Here is a 24,393-nt window from a genome sequence, read left to right on the forward strand (position 1 = left end):
ATGACCAGCGCACCCGGGCCGCCCGGAACGAACCCCCTCACCGCCCCGCTGACCGTGGAGTTCCCCTTCACCCGCTCCCTCGGCCCCGTCCAGAGCGCCTTCCTCACCGGACTCCGCGAACGCGTCGTCCTCGGCATCCGCAGCAGCGCCGGAATCCTCGTCCCACCCGTCGAATACGACCCCGCCACCGCCGCCGAACTCCGCGAACTCGTCCAGGTCGGCACCAGCGGCACCGTCACCACCTGGGCCTGGAACCCCCGCCCCCGCCCCCGCCAGCCGCTCGCCCACCCCTTCGCCTGGGTACTGGTCAGGCTCGACGGCGCCGACACCGCCCTGCTGCACGTCCTCGACACCCCCGGACCCGAAGCCGTCCGCACCGGCATGCGGGTCAGGATCCGCTGGGCCGCGACCCGCAGCGGCGCGATCACCGACATCGCCTGCTTCGAACCCGACGACACCCCACCCGACGACACCCCACCCGCCCCCCGGCCCGTCCGCCCCCACGACGGCACCTTCGACTCCCCGGTCACCGGCATCACCACCCCCGCCCGCCTCGACTACACCCACACCCCCGGCCGCGCCCAGACCCGCTATCTCCAGGCCCTCGGCGGACGGAGGATCACCGGCGAACGCTGCCCCTCCTGCCACAAGGTGTACGTGCCGCCCCGCGGCGCCTGCCCCACCTGCGGTGTTGCCACCACCGGACAGGTCGAGGTCGGCCCCCGCGGCACCGTCACCACCTTCTGCATCGTCAACATCAAGGCCCGCAACCTCGATATCGACGTGCCGTACGTCTACGCCCATATCGCCCTCGACGGCGCCGACCTCGCCCTCCACGGACGCATCGGCGGCATCCCCTACGACGAGGTGCGGATGGGACTGCGGGTGGAACCCGTCTGGACCGACGGCGCCCGGCACCCCGACCACTACCGCCCCACCGGCGAACCCGACGCCCCTGACGACACCTACCGGGAGCTGCTGTGACACCCCCCGCGGACACGGCACCCGTCGCGGTCGTCGCCTTCGCCCAGACCGTCCACCGGCGGCGCACCGACGAACTGTCCGAAACCGAGATGCTGATGCCCGTCCTCCACGAGGTGCTCGCCGCCACCGGACTGCGCACCGCCGACATCGGCTTCACCTGCTCCGGCTCCTCCGACTACCTCGCCGGCCGGGCCTTCTCCTTCACCCTCGCCCTCGACGGTGTCGGCGCCTGGCCCCCGATCTCCGAATCCCATGTGGAGACCGACGGAGCCTGGGCCTTCTACGAGGCCTGGGTGAAACTGCTCACCGGCGAGACCGACACCGCCCTGGTCTATGCCTACGGAACCTCCTCCGCCGGAGACCTCAGGGACGTCCTCAGCCGCCAGCTCGACCCCTACTACACCGCCCCCCTCTGGCCCGACTCCATCGCCCTGGCCGCCCTCCAGGCCCGTGCCCTCATCGACGCCGGACACACCACAGGGCCGGCCCTCGCCGCGATCGCCGCCCGCAGCCGCGCCGACGCCGCCGCCAACCCGTACGCACAACTGCGCGGTGCCGTCACCCACGGCGACCCGCTCGTCCACCCCCTGCACACCGGAGACTGCCCGCCCGTCGGCGACGGCGCCGCCGCCCTGGTACTCGCCGCCGGGGACCGGGCCCGGGAGCTGTGCGCCCGCCCCGCGTGGATCACCGGCGCCGACCACCGCACCGAGGCCCATGCCCTCGGCGTCCGCGATCTCACCGACTCGCCCTCCACCCGGCACGCCGCCCGGCGTGCCGGGGCCTTCGACCGCCCCCTCGACCTCGCCGAACTCCACGCCCCCTTCACCTCCCAGGAAGTGGTGCTGCGCCGCGCCCTCGACCTCGACGAGAGGGTGAGGGTCAACCCGTCCGGCGGAGCCCTGGCCGCCAACCCCGTGATGGCCGCGGGCCTCGTCCGCATCGGTGAGGCCGCCGCCGCGATCCACCGCGGCGAGGCCGACCGCGCCCTGGCCCACGCCACCTCGGGCCCCTGCCTCCAGCAGAACCTGGTCACCGTCCTGGAAGGGGAGGCCTGATGCCCCGGGTGTCCAAGGAACCCGTCGCCGTCGTCGGCGTCGGCCAGACCGTCCACACCGCCGCCCGCCGCGACGTCTCCATTGCCGGACTGGTCCGCGAGGCCGCCCTGCGCGCCCTTGCGGACGCCGAACTGACCTGGGCGGACATCGACGCCGTCGTCATCGGCAAGGCCCCCGACTTCTTCGAGGGGGTGATGATGCCGGAGCTGTATCTCGCCGACGCCCTCGGCGCGGTCGGCAAACCGTTGATGCGCGTCCACACCGCGGGCTCCGTCGGCGGCTCCACCGCCCTGGTCGCCGCCCAGCTCGTGGCCGCCCGGATCCACCCCACCGTGCTGACGCTCGCCTTCGAGAAGCAGTCCGAGTCCAACGCCATGTGGGGCCTCTCCCTGCCCGTGCCCTTCCAGCAGCCGCTGCTCGCGGGCGCCGGCGGCTTCTTCGCCCCCCATGTCCGCGCCTACATCCGGCGCAGCGGAGCCCCCGCCACCACCGGCACCCTCGTCGCCTACAAGGACCGGCTCAACGCCCTCAAGAACCCGTACGCCCATCTCCACGAACACGGCCTCACCCTGGAGAAGGTCCGCTCGTCGCCCATGCTGTGGGACCCGGTCCGCTACTCCGAGACCTGCCCCTCCTCCGACGGCGCCTGCGCCATGGTGCTGACCGGCCGCGCCGGGGCCGCCCGGGCCCCCCGCCCGCCGGCCTGGCTGCACGGCGGCGCCATGCGCAGCGAGCCCACCCTCTTCGCGGGCAAGGACTTCGTCTCCCCCCGGGCCGGACGGGACTGTGCAGCCGACGTCTACCGGCAGGCCGGGATCACCGACCCCCGCCGCGAGATCGACGCCGCCGAGCTGTACGTCCCCTTCTCCTGGTACGAGCCGATGTGGCTGGAGAACCTCGGCTTCGCCGCCGAGGGGGAGGGCTGGAAACTGACCGAATCCGGCGCCACCGCCCTCGACGGCGAGCTGCCGGTCAACCCCTCGGGCGGGGTGCTCTCCACCAATCCCATCGGCGCCTCCGGCATGATCCGCTTCGCCGAGGCCGCCCAGCAGGTCCGCGGCGCGGCCGGGGAGCACCAGATCGACGGGGCCCGCCGGGCCCTCGGACACGCCTACGGCGGCGGCTCCCAGTTCTTCGCGATGTGGGTCGTCGGCACCGAACCCCCGGCCCGGTGAGCGGGCCGCCCGGCGTCCGGACCGTGCGTCCGGACACGTACCATGGCCGTATGTCCTTCCTCCGCCGCCGCAGCGCCGCCACACCCGCGGGCCCGGACTTCGACGTCCTGGCCATGGACCCGGGTGACTGGCCCGGAAACCTCGGTGCCGGGCTGCTGCCCGCCCCCGACGGCACCTGCCAGGGCGTCTTCCTCCGGTACGACCTGTTCGGCGGCCGCGGCCCCGCGATGATCATCGGCAATCTGCCCGAGGGCTCCCCGGCGCGGGAGCTGGAGGAGGGCCAGATCCCCTTCGAGGTCGCCCAGCTGCTCCTGGCCCTGGAGAACGACGAGCCCGTCGAGGTCACCGGCTCGGAGGACGTCCCCGTGATGCAGGGCGACAATCTGCTGATCGTCCGGCGGCTGAAGCTCACCGAGAGCCGGATCTCCTGCGTCCAGTTCGACCGCAGCGACAACGTCCTGGTCACCATCGCCAGCTGGGACCGCCCCATCACGGACGATCTGTACGCCCTGCTCAAGCCGCTGCCCGCGGAGCTGTTCCAGCAGGGCTGAGCCCGCCTCCGTACCTCCGGCGCGCCGCGTGACCACGGTGGATCACGCGGCGCGCCGCCGTATCCGGGAGCGGGCGGCGGTACGGCTCAGGCCGTGCGGGCCGTCGCGAGCCGGGCGGCCGCCGTCCCGAGGCCGGTGGGCCCGCCGATGCGGGCGGCCGGTGCGTCCGGGCGGATGTCCTCCGGGCCGTAGCGCCGGACGTGGCGGTGCCAGTTGAGGATGCCCGCCAGCCAGTCCTCCAGCTCGGTGACATAGGCGTCGAGCGCCTTCCGCTGCCGCTCGCCGAGCCCGAAGTCGGCGCAGACCACGGGCAGCTCGTGCTCCTTGATGTGGAGGAACTGCCGCAGCCGTCCCGCCATGAGGTCGTGGACGATCGCCACGGCCCGCGGATAGTCGCAGTCGAAGAAGGTCTGCACCACCAGCACCGCATTGTGCAGATCGCCCTCGGCCTCCACCTCCTTCCGGTACGAGAAGAGGTCGTTGATCAGACTGCCGTAGGTGACCGCGGCGCTCTCCAGCGCGGCCACGGGACCGCTCCCCAGCACCTCCGCGGGCAGCTCCGCGCGGTGTCGCAGCCGGCACAGCAGCAGCGTCAGATCCGAGCCGAAGGTGAACCGCCGCATCTCCAGATAGTCCACCGGATCCGGCACCCGGCGCTGGACGGTGTTGTGCAGCTCCCACAGCCAGCTCTCCAGCATCACCCCGACCGAGGCGCGCAGTTCGGCCCGGGCGTCCCGGTCCATGGGCCCGGCGGTACGCTCCCAGAGGTCCGCCAGCCCGCGCTCCAGAGGGCTGACCGCGAATCCCGGGGCCGAGGCGGGGGCGTCGATCGGCAGACAGGCCATCAGCCGCTCATTGGCCAGCGCGGCGCCCGCCGGGTTCCCGGAGCGGCCGAAGACCAGCGGATAGTAGTCGTCCGCATAGGTGCCCCAGGTCAGCCACTCGGCGCTCAGCTCCAGCTCCTCCGGCGTGGCGTCGGGGTCCAGACCGGCCGAGCAGAGCGCGAGGTCGAAGCCCCGGGCCATCGTCTCGTCCCAGATATCGTCCAGCAGCCCCGTCGCCCGCGCCCAGGCCACCGACTTCTCCCGGGCGTCCGCGTGATGGGGGCTGAGCCGCAGCGGGAACGGCAGCGCGAACTCCGGCAGCAGCAGCGGCCCGGCCGACACGTGCGGCCGGTGCGTCAGCGTCCGCAGCCGGGCCCGCGCCGGGCGGCCGAAGAGCGTCTTCACATCGAGCGCCGATGTACCGAGCCCGCTCACGGGTACGCCGCTCGGCCGGACGGCCTCGTTCATATAGCGGCTGGAGCGCAGATGCCACTCGTGGCCGCCGGACTGCCAGTCCTGGAGCCCCTTGGCGTACAGCGCGACCGCCGCGGACTCCTCCGGCGCGAGCCCCCGCTCCAGACAGAGCGCCGGGACCTCGGTGAGCGCGGTGTTCTCGAACTGCTGGAGCCGGGAGGTCAGCAGATCGTTGACGGCTTCCGCCGCCTCCTGCGTCGTACAGGACAGAAAGGTCTCCAGGACCAGCACACCGTTGCTCAGCTCGCCCTCGTCCTCTACCTCGCGCTGGTAGGAGAAGAGGTCGTTGCGGAGGTGCACCGCGTCGGCGAAGGTCTCCGTCAGCACCCGCAGGGGCCGGCTCCGGGCCACCGGAGCGGGCAGCTCGGCCCCTGCCGCGAACTCCACCAGCTGCGCCGACCAGGGCGCGCCGCCCACCTTGCGGCGCATCTCGACGTACTCGACGGGGTTGGCGATCCGGCCCTCGTTGATATTGGCCAGCTCCCAGTCCGACTCGTTCAGCAGATTGCGGGTGGACTCGGAGAACCGGGCGCGCCACTGCGGGCCCATGAACGGCACGGTCCGCCGCCACAGATCGGCGAGACCGGCCTCCACGGGGTTGGTCGGCTCCGGCATGCCGCTCTCCGGGTCCAGCGGCATGAAAGCGGCCAGCCGGTCCAGGTAGATCCGCCCGCCCGCACGGTTGCGGGGCCGTTTGAAGACCTCCAGGAAGTGGTCGTCGAAGAAGAACACCCACACGTACCAGTCGGTGACCAGCGACAGGACGTCCGCGTCGCAGTCGGGGTGGGTCCAGGCGCAGAGCCCGGCGTAGTCGTGCGCCTCCAGATCGCGCTCCTCCCAGATGCCGGAACCTTCCAGCATCCCCATCTCCCGGGCCCAGGCGCGGGTGTGCGTCCGTGCCGTCTCGGCATGGGGGTTGAGACGCGCCGGATACGGCACGTAGAAGTCGGGCAGGACGAAGGGCTGTGCCATACGTGCCGGGCCTCTCGGATCGGGCGGAACGTTTCCGGCCAGTCCTGCCCTTCCCCCGTACGGCCTACGCCCCGATCTGATGAGTCGTACCGGTATCCGAACGCCGGTACGGGCGTGCGCCCGCGCGCATCTGCGCTCGGCGCACCCCGTGCGACCAGCCGGAAGTCCCTCCGGAGGTGGGGTGAGGTCCGGCGGTCCGGCCGGAACTCCCGGTGCCGCGAACCACTCGATAGGGAGAAGCCTCGAACGGCTGTACCCATGAATATCTGTGCAGTGTCCCGCCGTCGTACGGCATGTCCCGGCCGGGCCCGGATCGGTACCGGGATCGGCACTCGGGGAGCGGAAATCCCGCTGCTGGCCGGTCCGTTCGGGGTCCGTTACGCTCGCCGGGGTTGTCCGTGGACCATCACCCGGCCGGACCGCCGGGCAGCGGGCAGCGGGGATCGGGGGAGCAGATGAAGAGGGTCCGAGTCCCGCGGGACGTGGCGGAACTGTTCGATGAGGCCACCGGTGAACGCGGCTGGGAGGGCCCCGTCCGGCATGCCGTCGGCGGCCGCGAAGGCAACGGCTCCTGGACCCAGGCCGGCGCCATCGGCGCCTTCGCCCTGCTGGCCGGCGCGCTGACGACCTGGGGGGTCCTCCACACCTGGGACGAGCTCGACGGCCGGCTGGTGATGGGCTTCGGCTTCGGCTATCTCATCACCCTCCTGGTCGGACTGGCCGCCGTCGCCCACCGCCCCGGACCCGAACGGCCCGCCGTCTGGTTCCAGCTGTACGACGACGGGCTCGCCCACTACCGGCAGGGCGCCCGCCGGCCCACCGTCCTCGCCTGGAACGAGATGGACCGCGCCGTCCACCACATCACCCGGGTCCAGGATTCCGCGGGCCGCGAGATCCGGCGCGTCCACTCCCTGAGCGTCATGCCCCTGCCGGATCCCGTCCACCGGATCCATCGCGGCACGGTCGCCCTGCCGCCCGGCTTCCCCGACGCCGAGGTGCTCGCCCGGTACGTCACCGCCCGCACCCGCTGACCCGCCACCCGCGCCGCGCCCTGACGACCGCAGCGGCGAACGGGCCGTAACGACCGCGCCGCGGCCCCGGTGCCCCCGCACCGGAACCACGGCCACAGCAGTACCTTTCGGCTCAGCGCGTACCCACCGCCGCCCGCACGGCCCGCCGCGCCATCGCGCAGTCGTCGTGCAGCCGCCGCAGCAGCAGCCGCTGCTGCTCACCGGTCGAAGGGCCGCCCGTGGCACCGCTCACCGGCGGCGCCTCCCGCATGGTCCGCTGGACGGCCGTCTCATAGGTACGGATCTCCCGGGTCAGCACCAGCATCAGATTCACCAGGAACGCGTCCCGGGCCGCGGGCCCCTTCCGGGTCGCGAGCTGGCTGATCCGCCGCCGCTCGGCGGGGGCGTCCCCGAGCACCGCCCAGAGCGTCGCCAGATCGTAGCCGGGCAGGTACCAGCCCGCGTGCTCCCAGTCGACCAGCACCGGACCGGCCGGGGACAGCAGCATGTTCGACAGCAGCGCGTCGCCGTGGCAGAACTCCCGGACCGCACCGCGCCCGCCCGCGGACCCCGGGCCCCGCAGCAACTGCCGCAGATCGCCGAGATCGCGGTCGGTGAACATCCCGAGCTCGTGGTAGCGGGAGATCCGGGACGCGTAGTCCAGCGGAGCCTCGAACAGCCCGGCGGGCGGCCGCCAGTCGTTCAGCCGGGTCACCGCGCCCACCGCCGCCCGTACGTCCGCCCGCGGCGGGGCCTCCACGGGGTGCCGGGCCAGCGCCGCAGCCCTCCCCGGCATCCGTTCGATCACCAGGGTGCAGTTCTCCGGATCCGCGGCCACCAGCCGGGGTACCCGGACGTCCTGGGGACGGTGCCGGACGAAGGTGCGGTAGACAGCTATTTCGTGCCGGAACCTTTCCTTCCAGACGGGGGAGTGGTCGAGCAGGCATTTGGCGACGGCCGTGGTGCGCCCGGTGGTGCCCACGATCAGCACGGAACGGCCGCTGCGGCGCAGCACCTGCACCGGATGGAACTCCGGGCAGATCCGGTGCACCGAAGCCACGGCCATCCGCAACTGGGTGCCCTGAGGGCCCGACAGGTCGATCCTGCCGCTGAGCGGCTGGCCCGCCACCGGCACGGCCGGCCGCCGCAGCCGGTTCGCGGGCTTGGGATCGAGATACGGCCCCGAACCGGCCGGCACGGCGGGACGCTGCGGCCGGGGCGGGGCGGACACGGAGGACGATGCTGCGTACATGGGGGTGACAGATCCCTTCGTGCGCCGACGGAAAGCGTGCGCCGCCCCGGCCTCACGGCCCCGCACCCTGGGGAGTGCGACCGCCCGCCGGGCCGGGGTGGCGCGTTCCTACGTCACACCAGCGCACGGGTGGCACACCATCTGGCGGACCCTGGCGAACCCTGGCGAATAGTCGCCACCCCCCTGGCGCGGGGCTACTGTCAACTCAGCCGAGAACCTGGGGGCTTTACGTGACCGGAGGACCCAACACCCGCCTGAGTGACCTGTTCGGCATGGCCGGCTGGTCCAAGGGTGAACTGGCGAGACTCGTGAACCGGCAGGCGGCGGCCATGGGCCATCCGCAGCTGGCGACCGACACCTCGCGGGTGCGGAGGTGGATCGACATGGGGGAGACCCCGCGCGACCCCGTTCCGCGGGTGCTGGCCGCCCTCTTCACCGAGCGGCTCGGCCGTGTCGTGACCACCGAGGACCTGGGCTTCGTCCGGAGCGGGAGAGCGGGCAGGCGCAAGGGCGCACGGGCCGCGGAACACGCGGCGAACCCCGAAGGCCTTCCCTGGGCCCCCGACCGGACGGCGTCGGTCCTCACTGAATTCACGGGAATGGACCTCATGCTCAACCGACGCGGGCTGGTGGGCGCGGGCGCGGCGCTCGCCGCAGGCTCCGCCCTCACCGGCGCCATGCACGACTGGCTGCACAGCGAACCCGCACTCGTGACCGACCCCCACCCCTTCACCTCCCACGCCGACACCGCCGGGTACGACCGCTATGAGGCCGCGCCCATCGGATCGCAGGAGATCGCCGCGCTGGAGCGCTCCGTCGAGGTCTTCCGGGCCTGGGACGCCTCCCGCGGCGGCGGACTCCAGCGCAAGGCCGTCGTCGGCCAGCTGAACGAGGTGGGCGGAATGCTCGCCTACCGCCATCCCGACCACCTCCAGCGGCGGCTGTGGGGCGTGGCCGCCAATCTCGCCGTACTCGCCGGGTGGATGTCCCACGACGTCGGCCTGGAGCCCACCGCCCAGAAGTACTTCGTCATCGCCGCCCATGCGGCGCGCGAGGGCGGCGACCGGCCCAGGGCGGGCGAGGCGCTGTCCCGTGCCGCCCGCCAGATGGTCCATCTGGGCCGCCCCGACGAAGCCCTCGACCTGATGAAGCTGGCCCAGTCCGGATCCGGCGACGAGACGCTGCCGAGGACCCGGGCGATGCTCTGCACCATCGAGGCCTGGGCCCAGGCGTCCCTGGGGCAGGGGCAGGCGATGCGGCGGAAACTGGGGGAGGCGGAGGAGCTGTTCGTCTCCGACCGGGGCGATGTGCCGCCGCCTAGCTGGATGCAGATGTTCGACGAGGCGGATCTGCACGGGATGGAGGCGCTGGCGTACCGTACCCTCGCCGAGCACGAACCGGCGGCGGCCACGATCGCCAGGGGCCATGCGAGAAAGGCCCTCCAGCTCCGTGAGGGCGGCCGGCAGCGGTCCAAGATCTTCGACTACATCTCGATGGCGTCGGCCTGCTTCATCGCCGACGACCCCGAGGAGGCCGACCGCTATGCCCGGCTGGCGCTGGTGTCGATGGGGGAGACCTCGTCGCACCGGACCTGGGACCGGCTTCGCGAGATGTACCGGCTGACCGGCCGCTTCGCCGGCCACAGCACGATCGGGGGGCTCAGGGAAGAACTGGAACGGGTGCTGCCGCACAGCCCGTCCGGGCGGGGCGGGAGCCTGCCGGTCTGACCGCCGTGTCCCGTGCTGCCGCCCGATGACGGTGCCTTCGGCGGTGCGTCAGGCGCTGATCCGTGCCACCAGTACGCAGGCGTCGTCCTTGCGTCCCGTACCGAAGGCCTCGGCGACCATCCGTACGCCGTCCTGGGCGTCCCGCGCGTCCGATAACCGGGGGGCGAGCGCGAGCAGGCCGGTGACCGCGGACTCCTCCGCCGCGCCCGTGCGGGTCAGCCCGTCCGTGTGCAGCACCAGGAGGTCGCCGGGGTGCAGTTCGACCTCGTTCTGTTCGTAGCGCGGGGTCGAGGTCGCCCCGAGCAGTACCCCGTCCGGCGGGGTCAGGGGGCGCCCCGTCCCGCCGCGGAACAGCAGCGGGGCGGGGTGGCCCGCCTGGGCCCAGGTCAGGGTGCGCCGCGCCGGGTCGATCCGGCAGCACACCGCGCTCCCGAGAGTCGGCTGTACGGCGGACTCCAGCAGATGGTTGAGATGCCCCATCACCGCCTCGGGCGCGATTCCGGCGACCGCCATCCCGCGCAGCGCGCCCAGCAGCATCGCCATCGACGAGGTCGCCGCCACCCCGTGGCCGGTGAGGTCGCCGACGCTCAGGACACAGGCGCCCGTGGGGAGTTCCAGCGCGTCGTACCAGTCGCCGCCGATCAGATCGGAGTTGTCGGCGGGGAAGTAGCGGGCGGCGACGTCGAGTTCGGTCGGGCCGCCGAGGGGGAAGGCGAGGGAGCCGCGCCACGGCGGCAGGACGGCCTCCTGCATCTCCACGGCCATCCGGCGCTCGGTCCGCTCCCGGTGCCGGCGCTGCCGGAGCGTCTCCCGGCTGTCGCGGACCGCCTCCTCACTGCGGCGTAAGGCGCTGACGTCCCGGAACACCGCCCACATGGAGGCCGTCGAACCGTCGGCGTCGAGGACCGGTTCGGCCATCATATGGACGGTACGGACCTGACGGTCGGGCCGGACGATCCGGAACTCCGCGTCGATGGGGCGGCCGTCGACCAGACAGCCCGTGACCAGGGCGGTGAGGAGCGACTGGTCGTCGGGGTGGACGACCGACGGCAGCTCGTCCAGGGTCATGGCGCCGCTGCCGGGACGGCGGCCCAGGATCGTGAACAGTTCGTCGGACCAGTTGACCGCATCGGTCAGCAGATTCCACTCGGCGCTGCCCACCCGGTTGAGGAGCGTCCCCGAACTCTGGGCGTGGTCGGCCTCGTACGCCGCGAGACCGGGCGTACGGGCGAAGGGGTCGGGCCCGCCGAGGTCACCGGTCCCGGACCACACCGGCACCGGAGGCCACGCGGCACCCGGGTCCCCGGGCAGCCCCTGGCGCAACTGCCCCAGATGAGTGCCGATGTCGTCGAGCTGATGGACGGCCAGATCGCACAGGGCCCGCTGCCACCGCCCCTGCGGATGGTCGTCGTCCGCCACCGAGTCCCGGCGGACCGCGTCCACGGCGCCCCGCAGTCTGCGCGCCCGGCTGATCAGCGCGTCCACGGCGACGGGGCCCGTGTCTGACCCGTCCTCCGGCAGCTCGCCGGGACGGTCCTCGAACACCTGGGAGGGCATGTCGTACTCCGATGCGGGGCGTGGCCTCGGGCCGGATCCGGGTCGGGTCGGAACAAGGGGTCATGACGACTGTTGCACAGGGAGCGGCGGCTCGTAAGGCGTTTGGCAACACTCGACCAGCGGGTGCCGATGGCATATGTCGTCGGACGGACGGGCCGGGTGCGGCGGCGGGTGATCAGCACCTGTCTACCCTGCCGGGCGCGCCGCGTGGAAGAGGCGCAGGCGCAAGACACCCGTGCGATCGACCGCCTCCGCAAGGGTTTTCGGCCTCCGGGTGCCTGTCCGGGAGGAAGTGTCCGGGGCTGCCCCCGCCGCCGTACGTCCTCCGCCCGGAGGGCCCGGATACCGCGCCCGCCCCCTCCGCGGGCGCGGCATCCGGGGCGGCCCCGGTTCAGCGGCCCGCGGCCTCCCAGCGCTCCCGGTTCAGGAACGCGAGCCTGGCCCGCTTCTCCGGCTTGTCGATCTCCGGGCCCGCCTCGAAACCGGCGCTGAGCATCCGGCCGATCGCCTTGTCGTTGCGGGCGTCGGGTTCGACGACGATCCGCCGGGCGGCCGGGTCGCCGAACACATAGCCGAGCAGCGCGGTCATCAGCCCGGCGGTGAAACCGCGTTCGCCGTGCGGTACGCCCCCGGCCGCCGGGCCGATCAGCAGATGCACGCCCACGTCCCCGGGGCGTACCTCGTAGCAGTCGCCGAGCGGGTCCGCGGCCGGATCGTAGGTCTGGAAGAGCGCGACGGGCTCACCGTCGCGCTCCACCAGGAAGGCGTGGTGGGTGGTGAGGGAGTCCACGTACGCGTAGATGTCCCGCACCTGTTCGCGGCTGTGCCCGAGCATGCCCCAGAACCGGGCCCGCTCCGCCGTGACCCAGGAGTGGACGGTGTCGAGGTCGGCGACCGGGTCGAGCGTCAGGACGCTCACGGTGCCGAAGCCCTCGACCTTCCGGACATGGACCGGTTCGCGCACGGCGGCACGGGCGGCCGGAGCCGCGGCGGGCGCGGCGGGGGAGTCAGCGGACATCGTTCGGGGTCTCCTCGGTGAGCTTGTTCCAGTCGGTGACGACGGGGGCGAGTTCCCCCGAGAGCCACAGGGGGAGCTGGTCGCGGCGGTGGGGGTCCCCCGGGACCCCGGAGGCCCCCAGCGGCACGCTCCAGAGGCTGTTGTCGCGGCGCGACAGATCCCAGACGTAGCGGGCGGCGGGGCCGCGCCAGCTCGTATCGGTGACACCGGGGACGCTGGTGGTGGCCAGGACGCAGTCGTGGTCCCCCGGCAGACCGGGCCAGCCGCCCTCCGGCGGGGCCTCGTGCGCCCCGCCGGGCAGCGCCTGCCACGGCGTGAGCCGGTGCCGGTCCCCCCAGACGTCGTCGGGCCGTCCGGCCCGGTCCTTCGCGACGTCCTCCAGCGCCTCCCGAACCGCCTCGGTGAGATCGGCGCGGGGCAGCGCGCGCGAGCCGAGCAGCCCTTCGAGGGCGAACGCGACGCGCGGCACGAACGCGGTCCACGGGCGCAGTTCATCGGGCCAGGTGCCGCCCCCGACGGCCTCGGCGAGGCCCCGGAAGACGGGATGCGCGGCGATCCGCAGGACCACGGCCGACCGCACGTCGGCGTAGCGGGCGGCGTCCGCGCTCTCCGCGTCCATCCGGAGGTCCCAGCCGGCCAGCCGGTCCCGGAGCGCCGCTGCGGCCGGGCTCAGCCCCTCCAGTCCCGCCAGCAGCGCCAGCAGAGGGCGGGCCGATGCGATCCGGGTGTCCATGTGCACCGCGGCCATGCCCTCTGCCGTCCACGCCCGCCGTCCGTACAGCAGCTCACGGATGCGCGCGGCCCGGTGCGGCGCGGCGAACTCCACGCCCAGCGGCTCCGCGAGCCCCCGCTCGTTCGCCATCACGGCGATCGCGCCGACGGCCGCACGGGGCGGGGGCCGCCAGCCGCGCCAGGCGTACCGGGGTTCCCACGCGGGCACGGTCCGCAGCAGGTTCTCCCGGTCCCGGTGGGGCACCCGGCCCGCGACCCGGTGCAGCAGCCCGCCCTCGGTATCGGCGGCGAGGACGACGTTGACGGGTTCGGCCCAGCCGTCCAGCGCCCGGTCGACGTCGCCGACGGTCCGCGCCCGCAGCAGCGCGGGGAGGGCGGCGAAGCCCAGTTCGGCGGTGACCCGCGGCGGGGTGCGCAGACTGAGCACCTCGGCGTCGCCGCGTCCGCCGGAGACCACCGGACCGCGGTCGGTTTCGATCACCTCGACGTCCACCGGCGCGCCCCCGGCGACCTCGACGGTTTCGGTACGGGCCCGGGCGGGGCGCCAGCCCTCGGGGCCGAGCGCCTCAAGACCGCCGTCCGGCAGCTCCCGCAGCCGCTCCCGGTACAGATCCTGGTAGTCGGCCATGGCGTTGGTGATGGCCCAGGCGACGCCCCCGGCATGGCCGAAGTGGGCGATGCCGGGCACCCCGGGCACGGCGAGCCCGACGACGTCGAACTCGTCGCAGGCCAGCCGGATCTGCTGGTAGACGCCCGGGTCCTCGACGGGCCGGTGCGGATCCCCGGCGATCAGCGGGGCGCCGTGCGCCGTCCGGTCCGCGCCGACCAGCCAGCCGTTGCTCCCCGAGCCGTTCGCACCCTCGGCGGAGAAGAGCCCGACGGCCTCGTCGCCGAGCGCCCGGGCCACCTCCTCGCGCCAGATCTTCGTGGGGAACCCGGCGAAGAGGATATGGGTGCTCAGCCAGATCCCCAGCGGCACCCACGGCTCCCAGGTGCGGGGCCGGAGCCCGGTCTCCGCGAACCGGGGATCCCGCCGGGCGCCCTCGGCCATCCCGGCGTTGACGCCGTCGACGTAGTGCCCCACCCAGGCGGCGGTGGCTTCGTCCAGCGACAGATAGCAGCGCCGTGCGGTGTCGTCGATGAGGGACCGCCGGGCGAACGCGTCCCAGCCCGCGGCCGCGGCACCCAGGAACGACGCGGACGTGCCCTGCGAACGGTGCCGTTCGACGTCGATCTGCCAGGCCCGGTCGACGGCGGCGTTCCACCCCTGGGCGCGGGCGAGCTCCGTCGCGCTCTCCGCCCGCAGATGCGGAATCCCCCGGTCGTCCCGGTAGACCCTGAAGTTCACCTGTCCCGCCCCTCGATGACGACGCCCCACCTCATTTAGGTTAGGCTCGCCTAAGTTACTGTACGGACGTTCGGATGAACAAATGCGAACGAACAGGAAGGAGTAGGGCGTGGGACATGGCTGGGAGGGTGTGGTCCTCAAGTTGATGCGGGGGAAGGACTTCCGGTTCACCGTCACCGGGAGCGAGGCGGTCGGCGACCGCTACCACCGCGTCCACTTCACCGACGGCGGCATGCTGGCGCAGACCGGAACCCACCCCACCATGTGGGTCCGCGTCTGGTTCGGCAACGCCGGCAAACCCCACCAGCGCGCCTACACCCTGGTCGACCCCGACCCCGCACAGGGCACCTTCAGCCTCGAATTCGCCCTGCACCCCGGCCCCGCCTGCGACTGGGCCCGGGCCGCCCGCCCCGGCGACACCGTGGACGCGACCCTCCAGGGCACCGGCTTCACCGCCCCCGACCCCCTGCCCGGCCGGCTCGTCCTCATCGGGGACCCCGCCTCCCTGCCCGCGATCAACTCCCTCCTCGACGCCCTCCCCGACACCCCGGCGACCGTCTTCTTCGAGACCGGCCACCCCTCCGACGAGCAGCTGCCGTTCCGTCTCGACCCCCGGCTGCACGAACTGCGCACCGTCCCGCGCACCGGCGGCGGTGCCGGTCTGGTGGCCGAGGTGAAGGCGGCCCTGCCCGGGCTGATCGGGGACCCCACGGCCGCGTACGTGTGGATCGCCTGCGACACCGTCACCACGCGGGCCCTCGCCTCGTACGCCCGGAAGAACCTCGCCCTGCCCAAGGACCGGGTCGACGCCCTCGGCTACTGGCGCGCGACGGCCTGAACCACGGGCCCGGTGGGCCCGGGGGACCGCCCCGCCGGTGCATGTAATACTCACTCCATGAGTTCACCCATGACGGGCGGTCGGGCCGCCGGCTCGGCAGGTCCGGCCCCGGACATCCGGATCCGCCGGGCGACGGGCGCCGACGCCCGGGCGCTGACCCGGATGGTCCGCACCTCGGGTGCGTACGACGGCCACTACGCCTCCGTCGTCGCCGGGCTCACCGTCGGCCGCGACTACATCGCGGCCCGCTGCGTCCATGTCGCCGTCGGTGCCGACGGAGCCCGGCTCGGCTTCTACGGCCTCCTGACCGACACCGCCGAACTGGACCTGCTGTTCGTCGCCGACCGCGCCCAGGGTCTGGGGATCGGACGACTGCTGATCGCCCATATGACCACCGAGGCCCGCCGCCACGGCCTGGACTCCGTCCGCGTCGTCTCCCACCCGCCCGCCGAGGGCTTCTACCGCGCGATGGGCGCCGAACGCACCGGCACGGCACCCCCCAACCCACCGGCGGTGGCCTGGCCCCGCCCCGAACTCCGCTTCCGCATCCCGGCCGCCCTCTGACGGCCCGGTCCCTGACGGCCCGGTCCCTGACGGCCCGGCGGCCCGGCGGCCCGGCGGCCCGGCGGCCGGGACCGGAGGCCGCCCACGGGTCCGTACCGGCGGGGGTACGGACCCGCGGGACCGTACCCCCGCCGGAGGCACCCGGCCTCAGACCACCGCCCCCGAAGGATTCCGGTCACGCGCGGAGCGCACCGGCTCCCGGCGCGGCCGGTCCCGGCGGCCCGAGGTCAGGATCACCGCCAGCGGCATCGCCGTGAACACCGTGGACGCCACCCCCGCCACGACCCCCGCCAGCAGCGCCACCGAGAAGTCCGCCAGCGAATCGCCGCCCAGCACGGCCAGGGCGGCCAGCACGAACAACGCCCCCATACCCGTGTTGACGGTCCGCGGCAGGGTCTGCGCCACCGCCAGGTCCGCCAGATCGGGCCACGCCGCGCGCGGCGCCGAACGCCGCAGCTCCCGCAGCCGGTCCAGCACCACCACCGAATCGTTCACCGAATAGCCGACGACCGTCAGCAGCGCCGCCAGGAAGACACTGTCCACGGGCTTTCCCAGCCAGGCGAAGAGCCCCACCACCAGCAGCACGTCCTGAGCCATCGCCGCCACCGCCGACACCGCGAAGGTCCAGCGGAACCGCAGTGCCAGATAGCCCAGCTGAGCCGCCACGGCCACCCCCAGCGCGATCAGCGCCTGAGTGCGCAGCTCGGCGCCGAGACTCGGCCCGATCCGCTCGTCCCGCTCCACCCGCGCCCCGTCCGCGACCTCGCCCAGCGCCGCCGAGATCCGCGACTGCTCCGCATCGCTCAGCTCCCCGGTCCGTACGGTGATCCCGCCCTCGCCGGACTCCTGAACCACGGCCCGCGGGAACCCGGCGTCCGATACGGCCTGCCGCGCGGTGTCCGCGTCGACGGTCCGCCCGGTCACGTACTCCGTCTGACGCCCCCCGGTGAACTCGACGCCGAATTCGAGACCGCGCACCCCGATCCCGACCACCGCGGCCAGCAGCAGCCCGCCGCACAGCCCGAGCCACAGCTTCCGGCGGCGCATCAGCCTCGGCGGACGCTTCTCCAGCCTGGTCCGCAGCCTGCCCTTGGACGCGATCCCGGTCAGACCCGGCCGCCGTCGCACCCACGGCCGGTGCAGGATCCACTCGGCGAACAGCCGTGTGATCACCATGGCCGAGACGAGGGACGCCAGCACGCCGATCGCGAGCGTCACCCCGAAGCCCTTGACCGGGCCGACCGCGAAGGCGAACAGCAGCCCCGCCGCCAGCAGTGTCGTCACATGGGAGTCCGCGACGGCGCTCCACGCCTTGCGGAAACCGGTCCGCAGCGGTTTCCGGGGATCCACCGCGTCCCGTTTCCCGCGCGGGAACTCCTCCCGGGCCCGTTCGAAGACCAGGACGTTCGCGTCGACCGCGATCCCGATCGCCAGCACGAACCCGGCGAGCCCGGGCAGGGTGAGCGTCGCCCCCAGCGCCACCACCGCGGCGTACGAGATCAGCCCGTACAGCGCCAGTGCCACCGTGGCCAGCAGCCCCAGCAGCCGGTACACGACGACGATGAACACGCCCGTGCACACCAGCCCGATGACCGCCGCCCAGAAGCTCGCCCGGATCGCGTCCTCGCCCAGCGTGGGCCCGACGGTGCTCTGATGGAGGGTGGTGACCGGCACGGGCAGTGCGCCGCCCTTCACCAGCGCGGCCAGCTCCCGCGCCTCGTCCCCGCCGAACCCTCCCGTGATCTGCGCCGAACCGCCCGTGATGCCCGCGCCGCAGGCCACCGTGCGTTCCATCCCCGGGGCCGAGACGATCCGGTCGTCGAGCACGATCGCCACCCGCCGCGCCGGATCGCCCGGCGCGGCACAGGCCGCCTGCCCGGTGATCCGTGCCCAGTCCTTCGCCCCGCCGCCGCGGAACGCGAGATCGACGGTCCAGCCGCGTCCCGACGCGGGGTCGAGCACCGCCTCGGCGTCCTTCACCCCGTTCCCGGTCAGTGCCGGAGGCGCCAGGGCCAGGAAGCTGCCCGGTGCGTCCGGGTCGGGCAGCACCCGCGACCCGTCCGCCGCCGGAGCGGCCGCGGGCCCGGCGGTCGCGCCCCGGACGGGGTGGAAGGTGAGCTGGGCGGTCCGGCCGATCGCCGCCGCCGCCTCACGGGGGTTGTCGACACCGGGAAGTTCGACCACGATCCGCCGGTCCCCGGAGCGCGCGAGGGACGCCTCGGCCACCCCGAGCGCGTCCACCCGCTGGCGGAGCACCTCCAGGGTCCGGTCGGTGGCGGCGGCGTCGGCCCGCACGGTGGGGGAGTCCCGGGTCTCCAGGACGATCCGGGTACCGCCCCGCAGGTCGAGCCCCAGCCGCGGGGCCGAGGTCAGGGCGATCAGCAGGGAGACCGCGACGACGGCGAACGCGGCGAGTGCCCGCCACAGGTTGCCGCGGGGTGCGCGCGAGGTACGCGATGCGCGCGATATGGGTGAGGTACGGGAAGACATGGCTGCTCCACGGGCAGTCCGCGGACGTGACGCGTCCGCGGACACGGGAAGGAGTCCGGGCCCGGTCGGACGGCCGCACGGGGGCGGCAAGGGACCACGGCACCGGAGGGCGCGCGTCCGGCGGCCCCGGCCGGCTGCTGCCTGCGGGGTGCGGGGACGCGACGGACGGCGGCGGCCGCCGGGGGAGTGTCCGCGGAGCGGTCCCGTCCGCCGCTGGGCCGGACGGGAGGCGCCGGACACGACCGAAGGGCGGTCGCCGGAGCGTCAGTTGCCGTGGGGAGAGGGAGGAGCCCTGGTACGAGGGGTGTCGACGCCGCGGGCGGGGGGCGCGCGCTCCTGCCGCGGGCCGACGGCCTCGCGGCCCGTCACCGGCTGCGGCAACCCCGTGGTCACGGGCCCGGACGCCGCCGTCGGCGGACCGGCCGGACGGTCACCGCTGTCCGCCGCCACCACCGTCTGCACGGGGGCGACGGGAGTGCGGCGCGGATCGGAGCGCGTGGCGGAAGCGGCCCGCTGGAGCGTGTCGGCACGGACCGGGGTGACCGCGTTCGCCCCGACGGCCGTGGCGCTTGGAGCGCCGGACACCGGGGACCCGCCGGTCAGTGCGGCGAAGGCGGTCCACAGGGCGAGCAGCAGGACCGGCAACAGGGTCGACAGCGCGATGCGTGAGTACCGCCGCACACCGACCCCCTCCCGGCCGTGGACCCTCTGCCGGTCACAGCCTAGGGGACGCCACCGGCGGGCGACCCGGTGGCCCGGCGGTGGAGCGGAGCCGGGGCCGGTGGTCCCCCGCCGACAGGGGACCACCGGCCGCGGCCGTCAGGACCGCACCCCCGGGGGTGCGGGCACCCGGTGGCGGCCCAGCCGGGCGGTGGTGTCTGGGCGCCACCGCCCGGCCCGGCCACCGTGGCGGGAGCGGCCGGTGCCGTCACGGCCACCCCGGCGGCGCGGCCGTCCGGCCGTGCCGCCGGAAGGTGCCGCTGTGGGGGGACGAGCGCCGGAACTGCACCGCTTCCTCCGGGTGGATACAGGGCCCGTTGGGGGGCGGGCCCGTTGAGAACGCCGGAGAAGGCAGGACCCAGGGACTCAATCCAGGTCATGACCCTGACAAGCGGCGCGCTAGGAATCCTGGACTCCGGGTGCCCGTCGGAACAAGAACGTCTTTTGGCCGTGCTACGCGCGTCCCGCACGGGTGAAGCCGGACGCCGGTACCGGGCCCCGCGGGCCGTGCCGGGGCCGGGGTCTCCGGTCGGCGGCGGTACCGCAAGGACCCCCGCCGGCCGTCCGCCGTTCCTGTGCGGGCGTACCGGGCGCCACAAGGGCCGGAGCCCCCGCCGTGTTCGATCAGCGGCCGATCGCGGGGCAGCTCAGCGCGGGCGGTGGAATCGAACGGAATTGGGCGCAGAGCGAAGTGACGCCCTCTCATATTTCTGCAGGATTCCTGTGTAATGCCCGGGTCCGGAAGCTGCTCCCGTGCCTTCCGGTGTCACGCTTCTGACCTGCTGTTCCCTCGGGCCGGTCGGCCGTCCGGCCGTGCCGGGCGCGCCGCCGTCGCCCGCGAGGGGATCCGGAATTCCGTCAAGCCCGAGCGGTATGGCGGGCTATGTCCGTTGTCAAGGTGTGGCCGGAAAGGGTTGGTGGGCGCTTCCGGCCCGCAGTCGGAGGCGGGAAGTTTCGTCACATGTCGCCGTAACGGCATCGGCACGCGCATCCCCGAGTGATCGAACGGAAGTGCGTTGCGACCCTCGCGGCAGGTCGGTTACTGTCGGCGACGTGACTACCGGGTCGGCCTCGCGCCATGATCACAAAGGGTTCCCGGCCTCGGAGTGACTCCGGGGCGGGCACGAGCCCCGCCGCACCTTCTTCCTCCCCCGAGCACCATCGCCCCGGGCCGTTCCGCAACGGCCCGTCCGGACGCGCCGGAACACTCCGGCCGACCGGCCGCGGGCGTCATCGGATTCCACGGAAGAAGAGCATGGCCAACGATTTCAACCAGAAGATCATCGAAGAGTTCCGGGCCAACGACGGCAGGGTCGGCGGTCCGTTCGAAGGCGCCCGGCTCCTGCTGCTGACCACCACCGGTGCCCGCAGCGGCGCCCCGCACACCACACCCCTCGGCTATCTGCCGGACGCCGACGGGCAGGTCCTCGTCATCGCCTCCGCCGCGGGCGCCCCCCGTCACCCCGCCTGGTACCACAACCTCGTGGCGCACCCCCGCGTCCATGTCGAGACCGGCGTCTTCACCTACGAGGCGGACGCCGTCGTCCTCACCGGCGAGGAGCGCGAGGCGGCCTTCGCCCGGGCCGTGGAGAGCGACGACGGCTGGGCCGATTACCAGAGCCGTACCACCCGGACCATCCCCGTCGTCGCCCTCCGGCCGGTCGCCCACGACGGACCGCCCACCATCAGCGGCTCCCAGTCCTTCGGGGACGTCCTCGTCCGTATCCACGGGGTCCTGCGCCGTGAACTCGCACTGATCCGGCAGGAGGTCGCGGCCTCCGGCGCGAGTCTCGGCGCCCAGCTCCGGCTCAACTGCCTCAGCCTCTGCCAGGGTCTGCACAACCACCACGAGGGCGAGAGCCAGGGCATGTTCCCGATGCTGGCGCAGCAGTTCCCCGAGTTGGCGGACGTGCTGGCCCGGCTGGAGGACGAGCACCGGAGGGTCGCGGAGCTGATCGGCGAACTCCAGCGGGCCGTCACCGCGGAGAAGCCCGACGCGGCGGCCACCCTCGCCGAGGTCGACCGGCTCTCCGCCGAACTGGAAGCACATCTCGTGTACGAGGAGAAGCAGCTCATACCGCTCTTCGACCGGTAGGCGCCGACGGATTCCGTACGGTCTCCCCGCCCGGGCCGGTTGGCCGGGGGAGGCCGTACCCTCCGGTCCCCGCCCGGCCCGGTCTCAGCCCCCGGCGCGGGCCTCCACCGCCTCCAGCACCGGCCCGATCCCGTCCTCCCGGGCCAGCAGCGCCGCCAGCGCCCGGGCCCGTACCCGATAGGTCTCGTCACCGGTGGCCTTCCGGAGCGCGGCGGTCAGTGCGGGGGCCGTCAGCCTGCGCAGCGGTACGGCGCCGGGCGCGACGCCCAGGGCGGTGAGCCGGGCCGCCCAGAACGACTGGTCGAACTGGACGGGCACCGGCACCGCGGGGACACCGGCCCGCAGTCCGGCCGCCGTGGTCCCGGCGCCGCAGGCGTGGACCACGGCGGCCGTCCGGGGGAAGAGATCCCGGTGCGGCACCTCGCCGATGGTCAGCATGTCGTCGCCGTCGGCCCGCAGTCCGGCCCAGCCGGACTGGATCACCCCGCGCAGGCCCGCCGCGCGCAGCGCCCGGACCACCGTCGCGCCGACCTGTTCGGGATCGGGCGTGGTGGCACTGCCCAGGCCCACGAAGACCGGCGGCGGTCCGGCACCGAGGAACGCGCTCAGTTCGGCGGGGAGCCCGGCGGTGGGGGAGTCGTACGGCCACCAGTAGCCCGCGACCTGCAGCCCGGGCCGCCAGTCGGCGGGCCGGGGCACGATCCGCTCGCTGAAACCGTGGAGCACCGGCCAGTCCATGGCCTCCCGGGACCGCCGGGCGGCCCGTGTCCCCGCGCGGGGCAGCCCCAGCCCGGCCCGCAGCTCATGGACCGCATCCGTGAAGATCGCGTCGACGGCCGCGTTCACCGCCCGTGCCGCCAGCCGGTTCCCCGGCCGCCCCAGGGACCGCGTTCCGATCATCGGCGGCGCGAACTCCCCCGTGACGGCATGCGGTTGGAGATACACGCCGAGGCTCGGCAGTTTCAGCCCCTCGGCGATCGCCAGGCCCAGCGGAGCCACCGAAACGGAGAGCAGCAGGACGTCGCTGTCCTCGGCCGCCGCCTGCAGGCCCGCCGCCAGCTCCCCCGCCACGGCCCGCGCCAGCGCGACCACCCGCACCAGCTTTCCCGCCCCCGTGCCGCTGCGGTGCAGTCCCCGCCCGGCGGTCGACTCCAGTTCGGCCCGCGGATCGACGGGCAGCGGACGGAAGCCGATCCCCGCCGCCTCCGCCAGCGGCCCGAACCGTTCGTGGGTCACCAGGGTGACCTCGTGCCCGGCCCGCGCCAGACCGTGCCCGAGTCCGGTGAAAGGAGCCACATCGCCCCGGGAGCCCGCCGTCATGACCGCCACTCGCATGATCGCAGTATGGCCCGGCGGGAACCGCCCGAGCGGCCGCACCCGGTCCGGCCCGTCCGGATCCGGCCAGAGCGGAAAGCCCACCCGGACCGGACTGCCGGGCCTACCGATCGACGAGGACGCATCCGGTGCCGGGACCGGTCCCGTGCGGCACCCGCGGGCAGCCCGGGTGGCGATCCGGCCCCCCGGCCGGATCGCCCGTATCCAGGGACGGCGCGCAAACGGTACAGCCACGGGCAACCCGCCCGCAGCGGCGCCGGTGCCTTCCGGCCACCGCCCGCACCCGCTAGGGCCCGCCGCGCTGCGCCCGTACCGCCAGAGCGGCCGCGAACACCACATACGGAACGGCGAACAGCGCGAACAGCGTGCCGTGGTCTGCGTGTCCGGACGCGGCGCCGTACAACCCGTACACCAGCAGCGTCGTCAGCTCGGTCCCGAGCCCCGCCAGCGACGTCACGGTCGCCCGCGCCCGGCCGGTCAGGGACTCCTGGAGGCGGGCGTCGGCGACCACATCGGTCAGCTGGAACACCAGGAACGCCGGGGCCAGCAGCGCGAAGCCGAAGGGGGAGCCCGACAGGGCGCCGACCGCCATCAGCAGCGCCGCCCCGGCGAGGAGCCCCGCCGTCGCGCCGGCGCCCCACCGCCGGGCCCGGCCGGCCAGGACACCGCCGACCGCCACCCCCGCGTACACCACCAGGACCAGCAGCGGGACGTCACCGACGGCCGTCCCCGTCGCGGCGGCCAGCAGGGGCACGTACTCGTCGAGCGAACCCCAGACGGTCGTCAGCACGATCACCGCGAGAACGGCGTACCGGACGGCCGGAATCCGCCGTACCTCACCGAGCCCGGCCCGCAGCGTCGCACCGTAACCGACGCCCGCACCCCCGCCCGCGGCCTCGCCGTCGTCCTCGCCGTCGTCCGCGAACCGTGCCGGACCGCCGCGCCGCTCCGGCAGGGCCGCCGCGGCCCCCGCGCACAGCAGACACGCAGCCGTGCTCGCGGCCCCCAGCGCCGTGAAACCACCGGCCGCGAACACCGGAGCTGCGGCCGCGGTCGCCACCGCGGTGGCCACCGTCGCGACCGCCGCCGCCCGGCCCGTCAGCCCCGCGTACCGGTCCGTGGCACCGAGCTGCTCCAACTCCTCGTACACCAGCGCCTCCAGCGCCCCCGAGCCCAGCGCACCGCCCAGCCCCCACAGCGCGAAACCCGCGGCGAACGCCGCGTACGACGGCACGGCCACCCACAGCCCGAACCCGGCACCCGTCAGCAGGGCACCGGCGACCAGGGCCGAGCGGCGCGAGACCGTATCGGCCCAGACACCCGACGGCACCTCGGCCACCACCCCGGTGACCGACCAGATGACGAACAGGGACGAGATCTGACCCGTACTCAGCCCGTGTCCGGCGAAGAGCAGGGCGTAGACGGGATAGAGGAGGACGAGATCCTTCAGCGCGGCATACGCGTACAGCCACCGCTCCAGCCGGCGCAGCGCACGGCCGGGCGGCAGCGGCCCGCGGGCTTCGGCGGAGAGCGACGGATCCGTGGAGAACAAGGGCACGACGACGGCTCCGGAGAGATGAGGACGGACGGCGGGCGGCACGGGCACGCACCACCGGCGGTCCGCGGCAGCACGCTCCGGCCGCCGCACCGGCACTCTCCGGTCCGGGAA

At 74.0% G+C, this 24,393-nt stretch carries 18 protein-coding genes; 9 read left to right on the forward strand and 9 right to left on the reverse strand.

Features of this window, described 5'->3' with window-relative positions:
- From B7R87_RS32370 to B7R87_RS32385, 4 genes are read left to right on the forward strand one after another with little or no spacing between them, the layout of a single operon-like run.
- The gene (locus B7R87_RS32370) at positions 1–984 is read left to right on the forward strand and encodes a Zn-ribbon domain-containing OB-fold protein (RefSeq protein ID WP_006344738.1); all 984 of its coding nucleotides are present in this window, start codon (positions 1–3) and stop codon (positions 982–984) included.
- The gene (locus tag B7R87_RS32375) at positions 981–2,042 is read left to right on the forward strand and encodes a thiolase domain-containing protein (protein WP_006344737.1); all 1,062 of its coding nucleotides are present in this window, start codon (positions 981–983) and stop codon (positions 2,040–2,042) included. Before B7R87_RS32370 ends, B7R87_RS32375 begins: the two co-directional genes overlap by 4 nt.
- An 8-nt stretch (positions 2,043–2,050) precedes the next feature.
- Positions 2,051–3,217, forward strand: a complete 1,167-nt coding sequence (locus B7R87_RS32380) for a thiolase domain-containing protein (protein ID WP_006344736.1) — start codon at positions 2,051–2,053, stop codon at positions 3,215–3,217.
- A 50-nt stretch (positions 3,218–3,267) separates the two neighbouring features.
- Positions 3,268–3,768, forward strand: a complete 501-nt coding sequence (locus B7R87_RS32385) for a hypothetical protein (protein WP_006344735.1) — start codon at positions 3,268–3,270, stop codon at positions 3,766–3,768.
- 86 nt (positions 3,769–3,854) lie between these two features.
- Here B7R87_RS32385 and B7R87_RS32390 read toward each other — a convergent pair whose 3' ends face one another.
- A complete protein-coding gene (locus B7R87_RS32390; RefSeq protein WP_006344734.1) occupies positions 3,855–6,038 on the reverse strand; it encodes a terpene synthase family protein in 2,184 nt (727 codons plus the stop codon).
- A gap of 455 nt (positions 6,039–6,493) precedes the next feature.
- On the opposite strand from B7R87_RS32390, the gene B7R87_RS32395 reads away from it, so the two are divergent.
- Positions 6,494–7,069 (forward strand): hypothetical protein, encoded by a 576-nt coding sequence (locus B7R87_RS32395; RefSeq protein WP_130585122.1) that lies wholly within the window; start codon positions 6,494–6,496, stop codon positions 7,067–7,069.
- Positions 7,070–7,181: 112 nt separating this feature from the next.
- Here the strand turns inward: B7R87_RS32395 and B7R87_RS32400 are convergent, their stop codons facing one another.
- Positions 7,182–8,300: an aminoglycoside phosphotransferase family protein gene (locus B7R87_RS32400; protein WP_006344732.1), complete on the reverse strand. Its 1,119-nt coding sequence runs from the start codon at positions 8,298–8,300 to the stop codon at positions 7,182–7,184.
- 230 nt (positions 8,301–8,530) lie between these two features.
- On the opposite strand from B7R87_RS32400, the gene B7R87_RS32405 reads away from it, so the two are divergent.
- A complete protein-coding gene (locus B7R87_RS32405) occupies positions 8,531–10,027 on the forward strand; it encodes a DNA-binding protein NsdB (RefSeq protein WP_006344731.1) in 1,497 nt (498 codons plus the stop codon).
- 48 nt (positions 10,028–10,075) lie between these two features.
- Here the strand turns inward: B7R87_RS32405 and B7R87_RS32410 are convergent, their stop codons facing one another.
- The 3 genes from B7R87_RS32410 to B7R87_RS32420 form a co-directional block, all read right to left on the reverse strand.
- Positions 10,076–11,584: a PP2C family protein-serine/threonine phosphatase gene (locus B7R87_RS32410; RefSeq protein ID WP_006344730.1), complete on the reverse strand. Its 1,509-nt coding sequence runs from the start codon at positions 11,582–11,584 to the stop codon at positions 10,076–10,078.
- Positions 11,585–11,975: 391 nt separating this feature from the next.
- On the reverse strand, positions 11,976–12,602 hold the full coding sequence (locus B7R87_RS32415) for a GNAT family N-acetyltransferase (RefSeq protein WP_006344729.1): 627 nt from the start codon (positions 12,600–12,602) through the stop codon (positions 11,976–11,978).
- Positions 12,592–14,682 (reverse strand): penicillin acylase family protein, encoded by a 2,091-nt coding sequence (locus tag B7R87_RS32420; protein WP_006344728.1) that lies wholly within the window; start codon positions 14,680–14,682, stop codon positions 12,592–12,594. The genes B7R87_RS32415 and B7R87_RS32420 overlap by 11 nt, the downstream gene beginning before the upstream one ends.
- A 109-nt stretch (positions 14,683–14,791) precedes the next feature.
- Between B7R87_RS32420 and B7R87_RS32425 the strand changes: the two genes are divergently transcribed.
- Positions 14,792–15,520 (forward strand): siderophore-interacting protein, encoded by a 729-nt coding sequence (locus tag B7R87_RS32425; protein WP_006344727.1) that lies wholly within the window; start codon positions 14,792–14,794, stop codon positions 15,518–15,520.
- Between the two features lie 57 nt (positions 15,521–15,577).
- Entirely contained in the window at positions 15,578–16,084 is a 507-nt protein-coding gene (locus B7R87_RS32430; RefSeq protein WP_233168993.1) for a GNAT family N-acetyltransferase, read from the forward strand.
- A 147-nt stretch (positions 16,085–16,231) separates the two neighbouring features.
- Here B7R87_RS32430 and secD read toward each other — a convergent pair whose 3' ends face one another.
- Both secD and B7R87_RS32440 read right to left on the reverse strand, forming a co-directional pair.
- On the reverse strand, positions 16,232–18,574 hold the full coding sequence (gene secD, locus B7R87_RS32435; RefSeq protein WP_006344725.1) for a protein translocase subunit SecD: 2,343 nt from the start codon (positions 18,572–18,574) through the stop codon (positions 16,232–16,234).
- 264 nt (positions 18,575–18,838) lie between these two features.
- Positions 18,839–19,255: a hypothetical protein gene (locus B7R87_RS32440; protein WP_130585121.1), complete on the reverse strand. Its 417-nt coding sequence runs from the start codon at positions 19,253–19,255 to the stop codon at positions 18,839–18,841.
- Positions 19,256–20,549: 1,294 nt separating this feature from the next.
- Here B7R87_RS32440 and B7R87_RS32445 point away from each other — a divergent pair.
- The gene (locus tag B7R87_RS32445; protein ID WP_006344724.1) at positions 20,550–21,389 is read left to right on the forward strand and encodes a nitroreductase/quinone reductase family protein; all 840 of its coding nucleotides are present in this window, start codon (positions 20,550–20,552) and stop codon (positions 21,387–21,389) included.
- Positions 21,390–21,473: 84 nt separating this feature from the next.
- On the opposite strand, the gene B7R87_RS32450 is transcribed toward B7R87_RS32445, so the two are convergent.
- On the reverse strand, positions 21,474–22,724 hold the full coding sequence (locus B7R87_RS32450) for a glycosyltransferase (RefSeq protein WP_078901992.1): 1,251 nt from the start codon (positions 22,722–22,724) through the stop codon (positions 21,474–21,476).
- A 286-nt stretch (positions 22,725–23,010) separates the two neighbouring features.
- Positions 23,011–24,282, reverse strand: coding sequence for an MFS transporter (locus tag B7R87_RS32455; protein ID WP_233168995.1), 1,272 nt, complete (start codon positions 24,280–24,282; stop codon positions 23,011–23,013).
- Positions 24,283–24,393 lie beyond the last annotated feature (111 nt).

The organism is Streptomyces tsukubensis (assembly GCF_003932715.1).
Classification (GTDB): domain Bacteria; phylum Actinomycetota; class Actinomycetes; order Streptomycetales; family Streptomycetaceae; genus Streptomyces; species Streptomyces tsukubensis.

Coding starts and splice junctions, on each gene's coding strand:
- B7R87_RS32370 (WP_006344738.1), top strand. CDS start 1: ATGACCAGCGCACCCGGGCCGCCCGGAACGAACCCCCTCACCGCCCCG.
- B7R87_RS32385 (WP_006344735.1), top strand. CDS start 3,268: ATGTCCTTCCTCCGCCGCCGCAGCGCCGCCACACCCGCGGGCCCGGAC.
- B7R87_RS32390 (WP_006344734.1), bottom strand. CDS start 6,038: ATGGCACAGCCCTTCGTCCTGCCCGACTTCTACGTGCCGTATCCGGCG.
- B7R87_RS32395 (WP_130585122.1), top strand. CDS start 6,494: ATGAAGAGGGTCCGAGTCCCGCGGGACGTGGCGGAACTGTTCGATGAG.
- B7R87_RS32400 (WP_006344732.1), bottom strand. CDS start 8,300: ATGTACGCAGCATCGTCCTCCGTGTCCGCCCCGCCCCGGCCGCAGCGT.
- B7R87_RS32410 (WP_006344730.1), bottom strand. CDS start 11,584: ATGCCCTCCCAGGTGTTCGAGGACCGTCCCGGCGAGCTGCCGGAGGAC.
- B7R87_RS32415 (WP_006344729.1), bottom strand. CDS start 12,602: ATGTCCGCTGACTCCCCCGCCGCGCCCGCCGCGGCTCCGGCCGCCCGT.
- B7R87_RS32430 (WP_233168993.1), top strand. CDS start 15,578: ATGAGTTCACCCATGACGGGCGGTCGGGCCGCCGGCTCGGCAGGTCCG.
- secD (WP_006344725.1), bottom strand. CDS start 18,574: ATGTCTTCCCGTACCTCACCCATATCGCGCGCATCGCGTACCTCGCGC.
- B7R87_RS32445 (WP_006344724.1), top strand. CDS start 20,550: ATGGCCAACGATTTCAACCAGAAGATCATCGAAGAGTTCCGGGCCAAC.
- B7R87_RS32450 (WP_078901992.1), bottom strand. CDS start 22,724: ATGCGAGTGGCGGTCATGACGGCGGGCTCCCGGGGCGATGTGGCTCCT.